Below are 15,571 nucleotides of genomic sequence, written 5' to 3'. Positions count from 1 at the left end.
TCGTCCCTGCCACCTCCGGGCGTGGACACCCGGGGAGAGGACGCGTGCCATGCGCGGTCGACCCGCATGACCTATCCCTTCGGCGCTGTCGTCGGCATGGCCGACATGCGGCTGGCCCTCCTGCTCAACGCCGTCTCCCCGGCCGTCGGCGGTGTGCTGGTCCGGGGTGAGAAGGGCACGGCGAAGTCGACGGCGGTGCGCGCGCTGGCCGCCGTCCTCCCGCCTGTGGACGTCGTCGCCGGCTGCCGGTTCGCCTGCGACCCCGCCGCGCCGGACCCGGCGTGCCCCGACGGGCCGCACGACACCGCCGCCCCGGCGCAGACCCGCCCGGCCCGGCTGGTCGAGCTGCCGGTCGGGGCGTCGGAGGACCGCGTCGTCGGCTCCCTGGACCTGGAGCGGGCGCTGACCGAGGGCGTGAAGGCCTTCGAGCCCGGGCTGCTCGCCGCGGCGCACCGCGGCGTGCTGTACGTGGACGAGGTCAACCTGCTGCACGACCACCTGGTCGACCTGCTCCTGGACGCCGCGGCGATGGGCACCGCCTACGTCGAGCGCGAGGGCGTCTCGGTGCGGCACGCCTCGCGGTTCCTGCTGGTCGGCACGATGAACCCCGAGGAGGGCGAGCTGCGCCCGCAGCTGCTCGACCGGTTCGGCCTCACCGTGGAGGTCGCCGCCCCCCGTGACCCCGACGAGCGGGCCGAGGTGGTGCGCCGCCGGTTCGCGTTCGACGCCGATCCCGCCGGGTTCACCGCGCAGTGGGCCGCCGAGGAGTCCGCGCTGGCGGCCCGCATCGCCGACGCCCGCGCCCGCCTGCCGCACGTCGTCCTCTCCGACGACGCGCTGCGTCAGGTGACCGCCGTGTGCGCGGCGTTCGACGTCGACGGCCTGCGCGCGGACCTCGTCACCGCACGCGCCGCCATCGCCCACGCCGCCTGGTGCGGCCGCGACGAGGTCACCGAGGACGACGTCCGGGTCGCCGCCCGGCTGGCCCTCCCCCACCGCCGGCGGCGCAACCCGTTCGACGCCCCGGGGCTGGACGAGTCGACGCTGGACCAGGCGCTCGAGGACGCCCGCCCCGAGGAGCCCGAGGACGACGGCCCCGACGACGACGGCGGCCCGCCCGGTGACGGCCCCGCGCCCCCGCCCGCGCCGGATGCCCGCGAGCGCACGGACGGCGGACAGACGGAGGGCGGGCAGACGGAGGGCGGGCAGACGGACGGCGGGCAGACGGGCGGCGGGCCGGCGCCCGAGCGGGCCGCCGTCGCGCCGGGCGACCCGTTCCGCACCCGCCGGCTGGAGGTGCCCGGCATCGGCGCGGGCGCGGCCGGCCGGCGGTCCAGGGCCCGCGCCGAGCGCGGCCGGGTGGTCGGCTCGACCCACCCGCCCGGCACCGTCACGCGGCTGCACCTGCCCGCCACCGTCCTCGCCGCCGCACCGCACCAGGCCGCCCGCGGCCGCACCGGGCCCGGGCTGCGGGTCCGGCGCGGCGATCTCCGCCAGGCCACCCTCGAGGGCCGCGAGGGCAACCTGGTCCTCTTCTGCGTCGACGCCAGCGGCTCGATGGGCTCGCGCTCGCGGATGGCCGCGGTCAAGGGCGCCGTCCTGTCGCTGCTGCTGGACGCCTACCAGCGGCGGGACAAGGTCGGTCTGGTCACCTTCCGCGGCTCCGGCGCCGAGCTGGCGCTGCCGCCCACCTGGTCGGTGGAGGCCGCGGCCGCGCGGCTGCGGGAGCTGCCCACCGGCGGGCGGACCCCGCTGGCGGCGGGTCTGCTGCGGGCCTCCGAGACGCTGCGGGTGGAGCGGGTGCGCGATCCGCAGCGCCGGCCGCTGCTCGTCGTCGTCACCGACGGCCGGGCCACCGGTGCGCGGGGCGGCGCGCACGTCGCCGACGCGCACGCCGCCGCCGGCCTGCTGGCGGCGACCGGGACGGCGGCGGTCGTCGTCGACTGCGAGTCCGGCCCGGTGCGGCTGGGCCTGGCCGCGGAGCTGGGGGCCCACCTGGGCGCGACGACGCTGCGGCTGGAGGAGCTGGCCGCCGACTCGCTGGCGGCCACGGTCCGGACGGCGAGGGCCGCCTGATGCCGCAGGGGCAGGTCGCAGTCACCCCGGACGACGGGCTGACCACCCGCCAGCGGCGCAACCGGCCGCTGCTCGTCGTCCACACCGGGGAGATGAAGGGCAAGTCCACCGCCGCGTTCGGCATGGCGATGCGGGCGTGGAACCAGGGCTGGCCGATCGCGGTCTACCAGTTCGTCAAGAGCGCCAAGTGGAAGGTGGGCGAGGAGAACGCGCTCACCGCGCTGGGCCGGCTGCACGAGCAGACCGGCGAGGGCGGCCCGGTGGTCTGGCACAAGATGGGCTCGGGCTGGAGCTGGTCGCGCCGGCAGGGCACCGAGGTCGACCACGCCGCCGACGCCGCCGAGGGCTGGGCGCAGATCAAGCGCGACCTCGCCGCCGAGGCGCACCGGTTCTACGTGCTCGACGAGTTCACCTACCCGCTGGCGTGGGGCTGGGTGGACGTCGACGACGTGGTGCGGACGCTGCGCGAGCGCCCCGGCACCCAGCACGTGGTGGTGACCGGGCGGAACGCCCCGGCGGCGCTGGTCGAGGCCGCCGACCTGGTCGTGGAGATGACCAAGGTCAAGCACCCGATGGACGCCGGCCAGAAGGGCCAGCGGGGGATCGAGTGGTGAGCCTCGCTCGCGTCGTCGTCGCCGCGCCGGCCAGCAACTCCGGCAAGACGTCGGTCGCCACGGGCCTCGCCGCCGCCCTCACCGCCCGCGGCCTGTCGGTCTCGCCGCACAAGGTCGGCCCCGACTACATCGACCCCGGCTACCACGCCCTCGCCGCCGGCCGCCCCGGCCGCAACCTCGACCCGGTGCTGGTCGGCGAGGAACGGGTGGTGCCGCTGTTCCTGCACGGGGCGCGCGGAGCCGACGTGGCCGTGGTCGAGGGGGTCATGGGCCTGTTCGACGGCGCCACCCACCCCTCGGTCGAGCCGGGGTTCGCCTCCACCGCGCACGTCGCCCGGCTGCTGCGGGCACCGGTCGTGCTCGTCGTCGACGCCTCGGCGCAGGCGCAGTCCGTCGCCGCGCTGGTGCACGGGTTCGCCACGTTCGACCCGACGGTGCGCCTGGGCGGCGTGGTGCTCAACCGGGTCGGCAGCGACCGGCACGAGCAGATCCTGCGCGACGCACTCGGCGCCTCCGGGGTACCGGTGCTCGGGGCGATCCGCCGGCTGGACGCGCTGGCCACGCCGTCCCGGCACCTCGGCCTGGTTCCGGCGGCCGAGCGCTCGGCGGAGGCCCTGGCCACGGTCGGCGCGCTGGGCGAGGCGGTCGCCGCGGCCGTCGACCTGGACGCCGTGCTGCGCCTGGCGCGGTCGGCCCCGCCGCTGGACGCCGACCCGTGGGACCCCGCCGCGGAGGTCGCCCCGGTGCCTGGCCGGCCGCGGATCGCCGTCGCCGGTGGCGCGGCCTTCACCTTCGGGTACGCGGAGAACGCCGAGCTCCTCGCCGCCGCCGGCGCCGAGGTGGTGACCGTCGACCCGCTGCGCGACGAGCGGCTGCCGGCGGGCACCGCGGGGCTGGTGGTCGGGGGCGGCTTCCCCGAGGTGCACGCCGCGGACCTGTCGGCCAACACCGCGCTGCGGGACGACGTCGCCGCGCTCGCCGCCCGCGGAGGGCCGGTCGCCGCCGAGTGCGCCGGGCTGCTGTACCTGGCCCGCAGCCTCGACGGGCTGCCGATGTGCGGCGTCCTGGACACCGACGCGGCGATGACCCCGGGGCTGACCCTCGGCTACCGCGCCGCGGTGGCGCTCACCGACTCCGTGCTGGCCCCGGCGGGCACCCGGGTGCGCGGGCACGAGTTCCACCGCACCGTCGCGACCCCGGCCGCGGGCGCGGCGCCGGCGTGGCGGTGGGCGGGCGCCGCTCCGGAGGGCTTCGTCTCCGGCGGCGTGCACGCCAGCTACCTGCACCTGAACTGGGCCGGGTCCCCGGCCGTGGCCGGGCGTTTCGTGGCCGCCTGCGCGGCGACCGTCTCAGAGGGGGCGCGACGTGCACATCGCTGAGGGTTTCCTGCCACCGGCGCACGCGATCGGCTGGACGGTGGCCGCCGCCCCCTTCGTCGTCCACGGCGCGCGGGCGGTGGTCAAGGAGGTGCGCGAGAACCCGGAGTCGACCCTGCTGCTCGGCGCCGCGGGGGCGTTCACCTTCGTGCTCAGCGCGATCAAGCTGCCGTCGGTCACCGGGAGCTCGAGCCACCCGACCGGCACGGGGCTGGGCGCGATCCTGTTCCGACCACCCGTCATGGCCCTGCTGGGCACCGTCGTCCTGCTGTTCCAGGCCCTGCTGCTGGCCCACGGCGGGCTCACGACGCTGGGCGCCAACGCCTTCTCGATGGCGGTGGTCGGCCCGTGGGCCGGTTACGGCGCCTACCGGCTGACCCGCCGGCTGGGCGGTGGGCTGCTGCCGGGGGTCTTCGCCGGCATGGCGGTGGCCGACCTCGCCACCTACGTGACGACGTCGCTGCAGCTGGCGCTGGCCTTCCCCGACGCGCAGAGCGGCTTCGCCGGCGCCGTCGCGAAGTTCCTCGGCGTCTTCGCCGTCACCCAGGTGCCGCTGGCGCTGGCCGAGGGCCTGGTCGGGGTGCTGCTGTTCCGGGTGCTCACGGTCAACGCCCGCCCGGAGCTGCAACGGCTGGGGGTCCTCCCCCGCCCGGCGGCCGCGGTCGACGAGGAGGGCGCGCGATGAACCGCCGCCACCTGGTCACCGCCCTGCTCGTCCTGGGCGTCGTCGTGCTCGTCGCCGTCCCGCTGCTGCTGCACGCGGGCAGCGCCGAGTTCGGCGGCACGGACGGGCAGGCCACCGAGCTGATCGAGGAGTCCGGCTACACGCCGTGGTTCGACTCGGTGTTCTCCGCCGGCTCCGCGGAGGTCGAGTCCGGGCTGTTCGCCCTGCAGGCCGCCGCGGGCGCCGGGGTGCTCGGCTACGTGCTGGGCCGGCTGCGCAACCGGCGGGCCCTGCGGGAGGCCCTCGCGGCGGCCGGGGCGGCGACGAGCAGCCCCGCGGCCGGGGCGGCGACGAGCACCCCCGCGGTCGAGGCCGCCCGGGCCGACGCGCCGGAGGCACCGCGCCCGTGAGCTCCCTGGCGATCGACGACGCCGCCTGGGCCAGCGCCTGGCGCCGCCGGGCCCCCGGCGACAAGCTGCTGCTGTCGCTCGGGCTGGTGGTCTGCGCGCTGGTCCTGCCGGCGTGGCCGGGCAGCCTCCTGGTCGGCCTCACCGCCGTCGTCCTCGCCCTCGGCCCCGCCCGGGTCCCCGCCCGCACGTTCGGCCGCGTGGTGCGCTGGCCGCTGGGCTTCGTCGCCGTCGGCGCCCTGACCTCGGTGGTCTCCGTCGGCGACGGTGGGCTGGGCTGGGCGCCCGACGCCGTGGCGCGGGCCGGCGCGCTGGCCGGGCACGCGCTGGCCGGCAGCGCCGCGGTGCTCCTGCTGGCCACCACCACGCCGGTGTCGGACCTGCTGCCGGCGCTGCGCCGCCTGCGGGTGCCGGCCGCGGTCGTGGAGGTCGCCGCGGTCACCTACCGGCTGCTGTTCGTGCTGCTGACCAGCCTGACCGCCGTCCGCGAGGCGCAGACCGCCCGCATGGGTCACTCGTCGGTGCGCCGCTCCTACCGCTCCTCGGCGGTGCTCGCGGCCGCCGTCCTCACCCGCTCCTGGGACCGCGCCCGCCGGCTGCAGGAGGGCCTGGCCGGTCGCGGGATGGAGACCGGGCTGCGGGTGCTGCCCGAGGCGCTGCCGTCGTCCCGGCCGTTCCTCGCCGCGACCGCCGCCGGGCTGGCGGCGCTGGTGGCCGTGGGGCTGCTCGCGTGAGCCACCGCACGCTGACCGCCCAGGGCCTGGTCGCCGGCTACGAGCGGGGCCGGCGGGTGCTCGACGGCGCCGCCCTCACCGTCCCCGCCGGACGGCGCCTGGCGCTGCTGGGCGCCAACGGGTCCGGCAAGACCACGCTGCTGCGCTGCCTGTCCGGCGCCCTCGAGCCCACCGCCGGCACGGTCGCGCTCGACGGGGAGCGGCTGCGGTACACCCGCCGCGGGCTGCGGGCGCACCGGCAGGAGGTGCAGCTGGTCCTGCAGGACCCCGACGACCAGCTGTTCAGCGCCTCGGTCGCCCAGGACGTCTCCTTCGGCCCGCTCAACCTGGGCCTGCCGGAGGACGCCGTCCGGGCCCGTGTCGCCGAGGCCCTCGACCTGCTGGGCGTGACCGGCCTGGCCGGGCGCCCGACCCACCAGCTCTCCTACGGCGAGCGCAAGCGGGTGGCCATCGCCGGCGCGGTGGCGATGCGGCCCTGCGTGCTGCTGCTCGACGAGCCGACCGCGGGGCTGGACCCCTCGGCGGTCACCGAGGCGCTGCGGGCGCTGGAGCGGCTGGGCGCCGCCGGCTCCACCGTCGTCATGAGCACCCACGACGTGGACCTCGCGCTGCGCTGGGCCGACGACGTGGCCGTCGTCGTCGACCGCACCGTGGTGCAGGGCGCGCCCACGGAGCTGCTCGCCGACGACGCGCTGCTCGCCCGGGCCCGCCTGGACCGCCCGTGGGCGCTGGCCGTCGGCGCCCGCCTGCGGACGCTGGGCCTGCTGCCCGACGGCGCCCTGCCGCGGGACGCCGACGAGCTGCTCGCCGCACTCCCCGAGGGGGTGGCCCCGTGATCGTCGGGGTGGGGGCGCGGCCGGGGGTGAGCGCGGCGGAGGTGCTGGCCGCGGTGGACGCCGTCCTGCCGGCCGGGGCCGACGGCGTCCGGCTGGCCACGCTCGACGCGCGCGCCGCGGAGCCGGGGATGCGGGCCGCCGCGGCCGCCCGCGGCTGGCCGCTGACCGGGCACCCGGCGGCCGCGCTGGCCGCCGTCCCCGTCCCCGCCCCGTCCCCGCGGGTGGCGGCCGCGGTGGGGACGGCGTCGGTCGCGGAGGCCGCGGCGCTGCTCGGCGGCGGCACCCTGCTGGTGGGCCGGACGGTGGTCGGGAGGGTGACCGTGGCGGTGGCCGCATGACCGACCTGCAGCACCACGGGGACGCCGAGCTCGCGCCCGGCCTGACCGACCTCGCCGTCAACGTCCGTGCGGGCACCCCGCCGCCGTGGCTGCGCGCCGTCCTGCAGGCCGCGCTGGAGGACGCCGCCGCCTACCCGGACGCCGGCCCGGCCCGTGCCGCGGTCGCCGCCGCGCACGGCCGCCCCTCCGCGGAGGTGCTGCTCGCCGCGGGCGCCGCCGAGGTGTTCACGCTGGTGGCGCGGGCCCTGCGACCGCGGCGCGCGGTCGTCGTCCACCCGTCGTTCACCGAGCCGGAGGCGGCGCTGCGGGCCGCCGGCCACCCGGTCCAGCGGCTGCTCCTGGCGGCTCCGCGGTACCGGCTCGACCCGGCCGCCGTGCCGGAGGACGCCGACCTGGTCGTCCTCGGCAACCCGACCAACCCCACCTCGGTGCTGCACCCGCGGGACGACGTCGCCGCGCTGGCGCGGCCCGGGCGTGTGCTGCTGGTCGACGAGGCGTTCGCCGACACCGTGCCCGGGGAGCCCGCCTCGCTGGCCGGCCGCCGCGACCTGCCGGGGCTGCTCGTGGTGCGCAGCCTGACCAAGACGTGGGGGCTGGCCGGGCTGCGGGTCGGCTACGCGCTGGGGTCGCCGGACCTGGTGGCCGCGCTCGCCGCGCACCAGCCGCACTGGCCGGTCTCCTCCCCCGCGCTGGCCGCGCTCACCGCCTGCACCACGTCCACGGCCCGGGCGGAGGCGACCGCCGCGGCGCACCACCTCATCGACCACCGGGAGGTGCTGCTGCAGGCCCTGCCGCCCGGGGTGGAGGTGCTCGGCACGCCGCGGTCGTCGTTCGTGCTGCTGCGGGTGCCCGGCGGGGAGCAGGTGCGGTCGGAGCTGCGGCAACGGGGCTGGGCGGTGCGCCGCGGGGACACCTTCCCGGGCCTGTCCGCCGACCACCTGCGGGTCGCCGTCCGCGACCCGGCGACCTCGCGTGCGTTCACCGCGGACCTCGCTGCGATCCTGGAGGGGATCCCTCCCGCGCCACCGACGCCGCGGGGCCAGCCCCGCCAGCCCGAGGAGATCCGCTGAGCACCGACCCGACCCCGTTCGCCGGCACCCTGCTGGGGGACACGATCGCCGCGGTCGCCCCCCGCGACGCCGAGGCCGAGCGCGCCGCCCGGGACCGGCTGGACCGGATGACCAAGCCGCCGGGCTCGCTGGGCGTCCTGGAGGACGTCGCCGCGCAGCTGTCGGGCACCGCGGGCGCCTGCCCCCCGCCGCTGCCGGTGCCCGCCGCGGTCGCGGTGTTCGCCGCGGACCACGGGGTGCACGCCCAGGGGGTCACGCCGTGGCCGCAGGAGGTCACCGCGCAGATGGTGGCCAACCTCGCCCGCGGCGGCGCGGTGGTCAACGCGTTCGCCGCGCAGCTCGGCGCCGACGTCGTCGTGGTGGACGTCGGGGTGGCCACCTCGTACGCGGTCGAGCCCGGCCCCGCGCTGCTCGCGCGCACGGTGCGCCCCGGCACCGCCGACCTCGCCACCGGCCCGGCGATGACCGTCGACGAGGCGCGCCGCGCGGTCGAGGCCGGCATCGAGGTGGCGACCGCGCTCGCCGCCGACCACGCCAGCCTCGTCACCGGCGACATGGGGATCACCAACACCACCGCGTCCGCGGCGCTGGTCTGCGCCTTCACCGGCGCGAGCCCCGCCGAGGCCACCGGCCGCGGCACCGGCGTCGACGACCGCACCCTGGCCCGCAAGGTCGAGGTGGTCACCCGTGCGGTGGCCCGCGTCCCCGAGCGGCCCACCACGCCCGAGGCGGCGCTGGCCGCCCTGGCCGAGGTGGGCGGTCTGGAACACGCCGCGCTGGCCGGCTTCGTCCTGGGCGCCGCGGCGGCCCGCGTGCCCGTGCTGCTCGACGGGGTCATCGCGGGGTCCGCCGCGCTCGTCGCCGCGGCGCTGTGCCCGACCGCCCTGGAGCACGCGCTGGCGGGGCACACCTCCGCCGAGCCGGGGCACGGCCTCGCGCTGCGCGCCCTGGGCCTGCGCCCGCTGCTGGGCCTGGACCTGCGCCTCGGCGAGGGCACCGGCGCGCTGCTGGCGCTGCCGCTGGTCGCGAGCGCGGCCCGGGCGCTGCGCGACGTCGCAACGTTCGACTCCGCCGGCGTCACCGGGAAGGACGCATGAACGCCACACCGGTCGACCCCGCCAGCGGGGTCGTCTACCCGGTCGGGCTGCGGCTGCTGGACCGGCGGGTGGTCGTCGTCGGCGGGGGCCAGGTCGCCCACCGCCGCGTGGCCGGGCTGCTGGAGGCCCGCGCGCTGGTCACCGTCGTCAGCCCGGAGGTCACCCCGGCCCTGGAGGCCCTGGTCGGCCCCGGGGCGGTGACCTGGGTGCGCCGCGGCTACCAGCACGGCGACCTCGACGGCGCCTGGTACGCGGTCGCCGCCACCGACGACCCCGCGGTCAACGCCGCCGTCGCCGAGGAGGCCGAGCGGGCCCGGCTGTTCTGCGCGCGCGCCGACGACCGCGCCGCGTCCAGCGTCTGGACCCCCGCCGTCGGCCGGCAGGGCGACCTCGTCGTCGGCGTCCACGGCGGTGGTGACCCGCAGCGGGCGGTCGGCGTCCGCGACGCGGTGGTCGCCGGGCTCACCGACGGCAGCATCCGCGACCGCGCCGCCCGCGCCACCCCGGAGGGGCGCCCCGGCACCGTCGTCCTCGTCGGCGGCGGGCCCGGCGACCCGGGGCTGATCACCGTCCGCGGCCAGCAGGCGGTCTCGCAGGCCGACGTCGTGGTGGCCGACCACCTGGCGCCGCAGTCGCTGCTGGCCTCGCTGCCGCCGGACGTCGAGGTCATCGACGCCTCCAAGCTGCCCCGCGGCCGGTACATGGCGCAGGAGCAGATCAACGCGCTGCTGGTGGAGCACGCGCGGGCCGGGAAGCGGGTGGTGCGGCTCAAGGGCGGGGACCCGTTCGTCTTCGGCCGCGGGATGGAGGAGCTGGCGGCGTGCGCGGCCGCGGGCGTGCCGGTCGAGGTGGTGCCCGGGGTGACCTCGGCGATCGGGGTCCCGGCGCTGGCCGGCATCCCGGTGACCCACCGCGGGCTCACCCACGAGTTTGTCGTCGTCTCCGGGCACGTGCCCCCGGGGCACCCGTCGTCGCTGACCGACTGGACGGCGCTGGCCCGGCTGCAGGGCACCCTGGTCGTGCTCATGGGCGTCGACACCGCCCCGGCCATCGCCGCGGCCCTGGTCGAGCACGGCCGCGCCCCGGACACCCCGGTGGCCGTCGTCGCCGACGGGTCGACCCCCACGCAGCGGACGGTGCGCACCACACTGGCCGGGCTGGCCCGCACGCTGGCCGACGAGGGCATCCGCCCGCCCGCGGTCTGGGTGGTCGGGGAGGTCGTGACGCTGGCCGCGGAGCTCAGCCCGCGGCGCTGACGGCCGGGGGTCAGTCCTCGATGACGTCCAGCCCCTGCTCGCGCAGCAGGGCGAGGTGGTCGAGCATCCTCTTCAGGACGTCGGGGTCGTGCCCCTGCCACCTCTCCACCTCGCCGACGACGCGCAGCGGGTGGCGGGTGCGGTAGGACTGCGTCGGGTTACCCGGGAACCGCTTGTCCGTCACGTTCGGGTCGTCCTCGAAGGGCCCCAGTGGCTCCACGACGTAGATGCGTCCCCGCTCCCCGCTCCCGGCCAGCGCCGTCGCGAGCTCCGCGCCCCAGACGGCGGTGTCCACGAGCGCGGTGAAGTAGACGTTGTTCGACACCCGCCCCGCATGGAAGTTGGAGCCGCGGCCGGGCACCAGCTCGTCGCCGACCTGGAGCGCGGACCTCGTCCCGTGGAAGAAGGGGCCGGTGACGTGTGCGCAGCGGTCGTAGGTCACGGGGACGTGGTGGCTGGCGTCGTCGGGCCCCACCGTCGCCTCCACTCAGATGTTGGCGCCGTCGGCGGGTGGCTCCTCGGGCAGCGGCGCGGCGAAACCGGCGCCGTCGACCACGGGCGGGGTCATGCCGACGGTGTAGGCGGTCATCGACAGCGACCCGTAGGCGTAGCCGTCGACCAGCACGTCGGCGGTCGTGCCGGTCGCCCCGGCCACGCCGGCGACGTAGAGCAGCGGCAGGAAGTGGTCCGGCGTCGGGACGGCGAGGTCGTAGTCGCGGTGCCCGTCGAGCTTGGCCACCTCCGTGGGCTCGAGCTGCATGAGCTCGCGGGCCTGCTCGTCGAAGCGGCGCGCCCAGTCGAACCCGGCGTCGGGCAGCGCGCGGCTGACCCCGCCGAGGTTGTGGACGACGTTGCCGCTGCCGATCACCAGCACGCCGTCCTCCCGCAGCGGAGCCAGGGAGGCGCCCAGCTGCAGGTGGTAGTCGAACGGCTTGAGCGCGTTGATCGACAGCTGCACGACCGGGATGTCGGCGTCGGGGAAGGCGTGCCGCAGCACCGACCAGGTGCCGTGGTCGATGCCCCAGCTGTCGAGGTCGGCGCCGATCCACGTCGGGTGGACGACGTCGGAGATCTCCTCGTGCAGTTCGGGCAGGCCCGGCGGCTCGTAGCTGACGTCGAACAGCTCGCGGGGGAAGCCGAAGAAGTCGTGGATCGTGCGCGGCCGGGGCATCGCCGTGACGGCGGTGGCGTGCACGTACCAGTGGGCCGAGACGACCAGGATGGCCCGCGGCCGGGGCACCGACTGCCCGAACGCCCGCCACGCCTGGGTGTAGCGGTTCTCCTCGAGGGCGTTCATCGGGTTGCCGTGGCCGATGAACGCGGCGGGCATGACCGGCATGGGGTCGCTCCCCTCGTCGACGGCGATCAGCTGATCATCTCCCGCCCCCGCGCCGGAGGCGAGGTGGTGCGGGCCGTCACCCCGCGTCGGTCCCCGTGGTCACCCGGCGTTGGAGGTGGGCGGCACCCGCCGCAGGGCCGGGGACAGCCACCGCGCCCCCGGGCCCTCCCCACCCGCGACGTCGCCGGGGTTGGACAGCGCGCACCGGGTCAGCGACAGGCAGCCGCAGCCGATGCACGACGCCAGCCCGTCCCGCAGCTGGACCAGCGCGGCGATCTGCTCGTCCAGCCGGTCCCGCCAACCCTGCGACAGCCGCGCCCAGTCCCGCGCCGACGGCGTCCGCCCCTCGGGCAGGGTGGCCAGCGCGGCCCGGATCTCCGGCAGCGTCAGCCCGACGTTCTGCGCCGCCCGGATGAACGCCAGCCGGCGGAGCACGCTGCGCGGGAAGCGCCGGGCACCCCCGGCGGTCCGGGACGCCGCGACCAGGCCCTGCGCCTCGTAGTAGCGCAGCGCCGACGCGGCCACCCCCGACCGCTGCGCGACCTCGCCGATGGTCAGCTCGTCCGCCACGGCGGGCTCCTCTCCCTCGAGCCGGCTCGAACCCCTTGACCTCAAGTTCACTTGAACTCCGACGGTAGCTCCATGAGCACACCGACCGCACTCGTCACCGGAGCGTCCCGCGGCCTCGGCGCCGCCCTCGCCGAGGCCCTGAACCGGCGCGGGTGGCGGCTGGTCGTCGATGCCCGGGACCCCCACCGCCTCGCCGCCACCGTCGCCGCGCTCCCCCGCCCCGACCTCGTCACGGCGATCGCCGGCGACGTCGCCGACCCCGGCCACCGGGCCGCACTCGCCGCCGCCGTCCCCGGCCGCCTGGACCTGCTGGTCAACAACGCCAGCGAGCTCGGCCCCACCCCGCTGCCCCGTCTGGCCGACCTGCCGGCCACGGCCCTCGAGCGGGTGCTGGCGGTCAACACCGTCGCCCCGCTGGCCCTGCTGCAGGCGGTGCTGCCGGCGCTCGAGCGGGCCGGCGGGCGGGTGCTCGACATCAGCAGCGACGCCGCCGTCGAGGCCTACGAGGGCTGGGGCGGGTACGGCGCCAGCAAGGCCGCGCTCGACCAGCTGACCGCCGTCCTCGCCGTCGAGCACCCCGGCCTGCGCCTGTACGCCGTCGACCCCGGCGACATGGCCACCGACATGCACCACGCGGCCGACCCCGACGCCACGGGCCTGCCCGGCCCGGAGTCCGTCGTCCCGGCGCTGCTGACGCTGGTCGACGGCGACCTCCCCAGCGGCCGCTACCGCGCCGCCGACCTCCCCGTCCGGCTGGAGGTGACCCGGTGACCGCGGTGGCGATGGGCCGGGAGGCGACCGCCCCGCCCGAGCACCGCGGGCTCGCCCGGGACGGCGTCCGGCTGATGGTGGTCCGACCCGATGGGCTGCGCGACGCCACCTTCCGCGACCTGCCCGAGCACCTGGAGCCCGGCGACCTGCTCGTGGTCAACACCTCCGCGACGTTGCCCGCCCGCCTGGACGCCCGGCGGGCCGACGGCACCAGCACCCCGCTGCACGTCTCGACGACGCTGGACGACGGCGACTGGGTGGTCGAGGTGCGCCGCCCCGGCAACGACGGCCCCGACCGCGGCGTGGAACCCGGCACCGTGCTGGGCCTGCCCGGCGGCGTCCGCCTTCGGCTGCTCGCGGGCTTCCCCGACCCGGCCCGGGCCTCCCGGCTGTGGCGGGCCCGCCCCGACCCGCCGGTCCCGGTCGCCGACCACCTGCGCCGCCACGGGCAGCCGATCCGCTACGGGTACCTCACCGCCGCGCCGTCCCTGTCCGACACGCAGAACGTCTACGCCACCGAGCCGGGCAGCGCGGAGAACGCCAGCGCGGGCCGGCCGTTCACCGAGCGGCTGCTCGTGCGGCTCATGGCGCGCGGGATCGTCGTCGCCCCGGTGGTCCTGCACGCCGGCGTCTCCAGCCCGGAGCTGCACGAGCCGCCGGCGCCCGAGCGGTTCCGGGTGCCACCGGCGACGGCCCGACTGGTGGAGAGCACCCGCGCGGCCGGGCAGCGGGTGGTCGCCGTCGGCACCACGGTCACCCGCGCGCTGGAGTCCGCGACCGGTGAGGACGGCGTTCCCCGCCCGGCCGCCGGCTGGACCGACCTCGTCCTGGGCCCCGACCGCCCGGCGCGTGTGGTCGACGGCCTGGTGACCGGCCTGCACGCGCCCGACGCCAGCCACCTGCTGCTGCTCGAGGCGGTGGCCGGGCGGGACCTCGTCGACCGCGCCTACGCCCACGCGGTCGACGGCGGCTACCTGTGGCACGAGTACGGCGACACGATGCTGTTCCTGCCCTGAGCGCGGGGTGGCAGGGGCGCGCTCCGTCGGCGACGCTGGAGGGGCCGGAGCGCGCCCCGCGGGGCACCGGGCCAGGACGGCCCCACCTCTTCCGGCGCCGACCCCGGGCCGGCGGCCCGGGCCCGGGAGGCGGACGTGCCAGGGACGTGGCTGTTGGGCGCACAGGCGCCCCCCGACGGTGATGCGGACAGCCCCCGTGCGGTCCTCCTCGGCCTGCGGGCCGGCGGTGACGGCGCAGGCGGCTCGGGCGACCCGCTCGACGAGCTGGCGCGGCTGGCCGAGACCGACGGGGTGGCCGTCGTCAGCCGGATGGTCCAGGCCCGCGACCGGCCCGACCCGGCGACCTACCTGGGCGCCGGCAAAGTGGGCGAGCTCGCCGAGCTCGTGCGCGAGCAGCAGGCCGCGCTGGTGATCGCCGACGGCGACCTGTCCCCCGCACAGGTCCGCAACCTCGAGGAACGGCTGGACGCGCGCGTGGTCGACCGGACGGCGCTGATCCTCGACATCTTCGCCCAGCACGCGCGCAGCAGTGAGGGCAAGGCGCAGGTCGAGCTGGCCCAGCTGGCCTACCAGCTGCCCCGGCTCACCGGGCACGGCACGGAGCTGTCCCGGATCGGCGGCGGCCGCACGGCGGGCGGCGCAGGCACCGGCGTCCGCGGACCCGGCGAGATGCGGCTGGAGAGCCAACGGCGCCACCTGCGCCGCCGGATCACACTGCTGCGCCGGCAGGTGCAGGAGACCGCCCGGCGCCGCCAGCGCACCCGGCTGCGGCGCCGCCGGAACCGGGTGCCCGCGGTGGCGCTGACCGGCTACACCAACGCCGGGAAGTCCGCGCTGATGAACCGGCTGGCCGGAGCCGACGTCCTGGTCCAGGACGCGCTGTTCGCCACGCTGGACCCCACGGTCCGCCGAACCCGCACCCCCGGCGGCCGCGAGTACACCCTCACCGACACCGTCGGCTTCGTCCGCCACCTGCCGCACCAGCTGGTCGACGCCTTCCGCTCCACACTGGAGGAGGTGACCGACGCCGACCTGGTGCTGCACGTCGTGGACGCCTCCGCCCCCGACGCCATGGCGCAGGTGACGACGGTCCGTGGCGTGCTCTACGAGATCGGCGCCCGCGACAAGCCCGAACTGCTGGCCCTCAACAAGGTCGACGTCGCCCCGCCGGAGTGGGTGGCGGCGCTGCAGGTGGCCCATCCGGACGCCGTCCCGGTGTCCGCCCTCACCGGCGAGGGCACCGAGGACCTCCGGCGGGCGGTGGAGGAGCGGCTGGGCGGCTAGACGAGTAAGTCCTATCGGCGGGCAGGGCCGAAGGGCGCTGTAGGCGCAGGCGGAGGGTGCCCAGGCTCGGGGTGTGAGAACCGACCTAAACACCCTCCTGACCGCACTGTATGTCTGGATCGA

The 15,571-nt window shown here is 77.6% G+C and carries 17 protein-coding genes; 14 read left to right on the top strand and 3 right to left on the bottom strand.

Annotated features, from left to right (window positions below):
* The first annotated feature begins 66 nt into the window (after window positions 1-66).
* The 11 genes from ACI784_RS12615 to cobA are packed head-to-tail and all read left to right on the top strand — an operon-like array spanning window position 67 to window position 10,468.
* Window positions 67-2,076: a putative cobaltochelatase gene (locus ACI784_RS12615; RefSeq protein WP_457013713.1), complete on the top strand. Its 2,010-nt coding sequence runs from the start codon at window positions 67-69 to the stop codon at window positions 2,074-2,076.
* The gene (cobO, locus tag ACI784_RS12610) at window positions 2,076-2,690 is read left to right on the top strand and encodes a cob(I)yrinic acid a,c-diamide adenosyltransferase (RefSeq protein ID WP_456921418.1); all 615 of its coding nucleotides are present in this window, start codon (window positions 2,076-2,078) and stop codon (window positions 2,688-2,690) included. The genes ACI784_RS12615 and cobO overlap by 1 nt, the downstream gene beginning before the upstream one ends.
* Window positions 2,687-4,069 (top strand): cobyrinate a,c-diamide synthase, encoded by a 1,383-nt coding sequence (locus tag ACI784_RS12605; protein WP_457013712.1) that lies wholly within the window; start codon window positions 2,687-2,689, stop codon window positions 4,067-4,069. The genes cobO and ACI784_RS12605 overlap by 4 nt, the downstream gene beginning before the upstream one ends.
* The gene (locus ACI784_RS12600; protein WP_457013711.1) at window positions 4,056-4,751 is read left to right on the top strand and encodes an energy-coupling factor ABC transporter permease; all 696 of its coding nucleotides are present in this window, start codon (window positions 4,056-4,058) and stop codon (window positions 4,749-4,751) included. The genes ACI784_RS12605 and ACI784_RS12600 overlap by 14 nt, the downstream gene beginning before the upstream one ends.
* Complete coding sequence (locus tag ACI784_RS12595) at window positions 4,748-5,140, top strand: energy-coupling factor ABC transporter substrate-binding protein (protein WP_456921415.1); 393 nt, start codon at window positions 4,748-4,750, stop codon at window positions 5,138-5,140. Before ACI784_RS12600 ends, ACI784_RS12595 begins: the two co-directional genes overlap by 4 nt.
* Window positions 5,137-5,871, top strand: a complete 735-nt coding sequence (gene cbiQ / locus ACI784_RS12590) for a cobalt ECF transporter T component CbiQ (RefSeq protein WP_457013710.1) — start codon at window positions 5,137-5,139, stop codon at window positions 5,869-5,871. The genes ACI784_RS12595 and cbiQ overlap by 4 nt, the downstream gene beginning before the upstream one ends.
* Window positions 5,868-6,707 carry an energy-coupling factor ABC transporter ATP-binding protein gene (locus tag ACI784_RS12585; protein ID WP_457013709.1) on the top strand — a complete coding sequence of 280 codons (840 nt, stop codon included), beginning with the start codon at window positions 5,868-5,870 and terminating at the stop codon, window positions 6,705-6,707. Before cbiQ ends, ACI784_RS12585 begins: the two co-directional genes overlap by 4 nt.
* Window positions 6,704-7,045 (top strand): cobalamin biosynthesis protein, encoded by a 342-nt coding sequence (locus ACI784_RS12580; protein WP_456921411.1) that lies wholly within the window; start codon window positions 6,704-6,706, stop codon window positions 7,043-7,045. The genes ACI784_RS12585 and ACI784_RS12580 overlap by 4 nt, the downstream gene beginning before the upstream one ends.
* The gene (cobC, locus tag ACI784_RS12575; RefSeq protein WP_457013708.1) at window positions 7,042-8,115 is read left to right on the top strand and encodes an Rv2231c family pyridoxal phosphate-dependent protein CobC; all 1,074 of its coding nucleotides are present in this window, start codon (window positions 7,042-7,044) and stop codon (window positions 8,113-8,115) included. Before ACI784_RS12580 ends, cobC begins: the two co-directional genes overlap by 4 nt.
* Window positions 8,112-9,212, top strand: coding sequence for a nicotinate-nucleotide--dimethylbenzimidazole phosphoribosyltransferase (cobT, locus tag ACI784_RS12570; RefSeq protein ID WP_456921522.1), 1,101 nt, complete (start codon window positions 8,112-8,114; stop codon window positions 9,210-9,212). Before cobC ends, cobT begins: the two co-directional genes overlap by 4 nt.
* Complete coding sequence (gene cobA, locus ACI784_RS12565) at window positions 9,209-10,468, top strand: uroporphyrinogen-III C-methyltransferase (RefSeq protein ID WP_457013707.1); 1,260 nt, start codon at window positions 9,209-9,211, stop codon at window positions 10,466-10,468. Before cobT ends, cobA begins: the two co-directional genes overlap by 4 nt.
* Window positions 10,469-10,478: 10 nt before the next feature.
* Here cobA and arr read toward each other — a convergent pair whose 3' ends face one another.
* The 3 genes from arr to soxR form a co-directional block, all read right to left on the bottom strand.
* Complete coding sequence (arr, locus tag ACI784_RS12560) at window positions 10,479-10,910, bottom strand: NAD(+)--rifampin ADP-ribosyltransferase (protein WP_457013785.1); 432 nt, start codon at window positions 10,908-10,910, stop codon at window positions 10,479-10,481.
* A 45-nt stretch (window positions 10,911-10,955) separates the two neighbouring features.
* On the bottom strand, window positions 10,956-11,807 hold the full coding sequence (ygiD, locus tag ACI784_RS12555; protein WP_457013706.1) for a 4,5-DOPA-extradiol-dioxygenase: 852 nt from the start codon (window positions 11,805-11,807) through the stop codon (window positions 10,956-10,958).
* Window positions 11,808-11,906: 99 nt separating this feature from the next.
* Entirely contained in the window at window positions 11,907-12,377 is a 471-nt protein-coding gene (gene soxR / locus ACI784_RS12550) for a redox-sensitive transcriptional activator SoxR (RefSeq protein ID WP_456921407.1), read from the bottom strand.
* 72 nt (window positions 12,378-12,449) lie between these two features.
* On the opposite strand from soxR, the gene ACI784_RS12545 reads away from it, so the two are divergent.
* The 3 genes from ACI784_RS12545 to hflX all read left to right on the top strand — a co-directional run bounded on the left by ACI784_RS12545 (window position 12,450) and on the right by hflX (window position 15,448).
* Window positions 12,450-13,148, top strand: a complete 699-nt coding sequence (locus ACI784_RS12545; protein ID WP_456921406.1) for an SDR family NAD(P)-dependent oxidoreductase — start codon at window positions 12,450-12,452, stop codon at window positions 13,146-13,148.
* A complete protein-coding gene (locus ACI784_RS12540; protein WP_457013705.1) occupies window positions 13,145-14,164 on the top strand; it encodes an S-adenosylmethionine:tRNA ribosyltransferase-isomerase in 1,020 nt (339 codons plus the stop codon). Before ACI784_RS12545 ends, ACI784_RS12540 begins: the two co-directional genes overlap by 4 nt.
* Before the next feature lie 135 nt (window positions 14,165-14,299).
* Entirely contained in the window at window positions 14,300-15,448 is a 1,149-nt protein-coding gene (hflX, locus tag ACI784_RS12535) for a GTPase HflX (RefSeq protein WP_457013704.1), read from the top strand.
* Window positions 15,449-15,571: the final 123 nt, after the last annotated feature.

This window comes from Geodermatophilus sp. SYSU D01186 (genome assembly GCF_054050215.1).
Note: the sequence above shows the minus strand (reverse complement) of the source record. Positions and strands in the feature narration are given on the sequence as shown.